3 protein-coding genes are annotated in these 2,649 nt (G+C 62.7%); all 3 read left to right on the forward strand.

Features of this window, described 5'->3' with window-relative positions; all coding sequences use genetic code 11:
- The coding region (locus tag JWP26_RS06475) for a substrate-binding domain-containing protein (RefSeq protein WP_299724884.1) at positions 1 to 923 on the forward strand (923 nt) is incomplete at its 5' end.
- 67 nt (positions 924 to 990) lie between these two features.
- The gene (gene pstC / locus JWP26_RS06480) at positions 991 to 2,373 is read left to right on the forward strand and encodes a phosphate ABC transporter permease subunit PstC (RefSeq protein WP_299724888.1); all 1,383 of its coding nucleotides are present in this window, start codon (positions 991 to 993) and stop codon (positions 2,371 to 2,373) included.
- Between the two features lie 2 nt (positions 2,374 to 2,375).
- Positions 2,376 to 2,649: DUF3333 domain-containing protein (locus JWP26_RS06485; RefSeq protein ID WP_299724886.1), on the forward strand; the 274-nt coding region annotated here is incomplete at its 3' end.

Genomic DNA, 2,649 nt, shown 5'->3' on the forward strand with positions numbered 1-2,649 from the left:
CGACCGTGCTGCCGTTCGCCTCGATCGTTGCCGAAGAATTCGGCGCCACCTTCCCCGAGTTCAAGACGCCAGTCGTCGGTTCGGGCGGCACGGGCGCTGGCCTCAAGCAGTTCTGCGAAGGCGTTGATCTCAACACCACCGATATCGCCAATGCTTCGCGTCCGATCAAGTCGAGCGAAGTCGAAGCTTGCGCCGCCAATGGCGTGACCGATATCCGCGAAGTCCAGTTCGGCTATGACGGCATCGTGTTCGCCTCGGAAGCCACCAAGGGCGATTTCAAGCTGACCCCGCTGATGGTCTACAAGGCCATTGCCGCTCAGGTTCCAGTCGATGGCAAGCTCGTCGCCAACCCCTACACCAACTGGCACGATATCGACGCGTCGCTGCCTGACCAGCCGATCGCCCTGGCCATCCCGGCTTCCAACCATGGCACGCGTGAAGTGTTCCAGCAGAAGGTTGTCGATGCTGGCGCCGAAGAAGCCGGCCTGCCTGCTGACCTGACCGACGAGCAGAAGCTCGCTGCCACCACCACGTTCCGTCAGGACGTCGTTGTCGAGATCTCCGGCGACTACACCGAAACCCTGGCTCGCCTGAAGTCCAATCCCGACACCGTCGGCGTGTTCGGTCTCTCGTTCTATGACGAGAACAAGGACACCCTCAAGGTCGCGACCGTCAACGGCGTCGTGCCGACCAATGACACCGTCGTTTCCGGCGAATACCCTGTGTCGCGTCCGCTCTACTTCTACGTCAAGGGCGCTCACATCGGCCAGATCCCCGGCATCGAAGACTACGTCTCCTACTTCCTGTCCGAAGGCGTTTCGGGCGAGGGCGGTATCCTGGAAGACGCTGGCCTGATCCCGCAGCCAGCCGACAAGACCGCTGAAGTCCTGGCTGCCTTCACCGCCGGCCCGACCAAGTTCTGATTGATCCGACCCGGGCTGCGCTCATCCGAGCGCAGCCTATCCTCTTCGGCCCCCGGGAAAGCGTGACATCGTGAACTCCTTGATAATTGCCGGCCTGCTGATTGTTCTCCTCGGCGTCGCCTATCAGATGGGGTGGTCCAAGAGCCGCGCCCTGGTGACCGCCGATGGCGTCAAGGTTCATTCCCGTTCCCAATACCATGGCTCGCTGGTCGCGATCTGGACCATCATTCCCGCCCTGCTTGTGGTGGGGCTGTGGGCCTATTTCAGCGACAGCGTCACCCACAATTACATCGTCTCCCAGCTCCCTTCCGATCTGGTGATGAGCCTCGACCAGGCTGGCCTCAACGGGGTCATGCAGCGGGTCCAGGCGATTGCCTCGGGTTATGGCGTTGCCGGCGAGGTGCAGCCTTACGAACAGAGCGCCGGCGAGGCTTTGCGCCAGTTCCAGTTCATTACCTTCCTCGTGGTGATCGCCGCGGCGGCCGGCACCGGCATCCTGGCGCTGCTCTATGCCCGCGGCAAGATCACCGCCCGCCTGCGCGCCCGCAATAGCGTGGAGCGGATCGTGACGATCCTGCTGCTGCTGTGCTCGGCCATCGCCATCCTGACCACGGTGGGCATCGTTGCCTCGCTGGTCACCGAGGCCTTCAAGTTCTTCACCTTCATCAGCCCCGCGGATTTCTTCTTCGGCACCGTCTGGGCCCCCAAATTCGCCACCACGGCTTCGGGCGATGCCGGCCAATACGGCATCCTGCCGCTGCTGACTGGCACGCTGATGGTCTCGATCATCGCCATGCTGGTGGCGGTCCCGGTCGGGCTGATGACGGCGGTCTATCTCAGCCAATATGCCCCGCGCAGCGTACGCGCCGTAGTCAAGCCGATCATCGAAATCCTGGCCGGTATCCCCACCATCGTCTATGGCTTCTTTGCCCTGGTGACGGTTGGGCCGTTCTTGGCCGGTATCGGCGGCGCCATTGGGCTGCAGGTCAGCGCCACCAGCGCGCTCACCGCCGGTATCGTCATGGGCATCATGATCATCCCGTTCATCTCCTCGCTTTCTGACGACATCCTCAACCAGGTGCCGCTGGCGATGCGCGACGGTGCCTTCGGGTTGGGCGCCACCAAGTCCGAAACCATCCGCAACGTGCTGCTGCCGGCCGCTCTGCCCGGTATTGTCGGCGCCTTCCTCCTCGCCATCAGCCGCGCCATTGGTGAAACCATGATCGTGGTGCTGGCGGCGGGCAATAGCCCGGTCCTGCGCGGCAATCCGCTGCAGCCGGTGTCCACCATCACCGTTTCGATCGTCAACCAGCTCACCGGCGATACCGATTTCGCCGGGCCGCAATCGCTGGTCGGCTTCGCGCTGGGTCTCACCCTGTTCGTGATGACCCTGGTGCTCAATATTGTCGCGCTCTACATCGTCCGCCGCTTCCGGGAGCAGTACGAATAATCATGGCCAATACAACAGCTTCCGCGATCTCGACTGGCCTACAGGCCTCACGCGACCGCACCAAACTGATCCGTGACGGCCTGCGCAAGCGGCACACCACCGAGGCCATCTTCAAATGGTCGGGCCTCGGCGCCATCGTGCTGGCATTGGGCTTTGTGGCGATCCTCTTTGCCGACGTGCTGGTCAAGGGCATTCCGGCCTTCACGCAGGCCAATCTGCATCTGACGGTTACTTACGATCCAGCGATCATCAAGATCGAGCCGGCCCCGGTTCGTG

The sequence above is a fragment of the Devosia sp. genome (assembly GCF_028290435.1).
GTDB lineage: Bacteria > Pseudomonadota > Alphaproteobacteria > Rhizobiales > Devosiaceae > Devosia.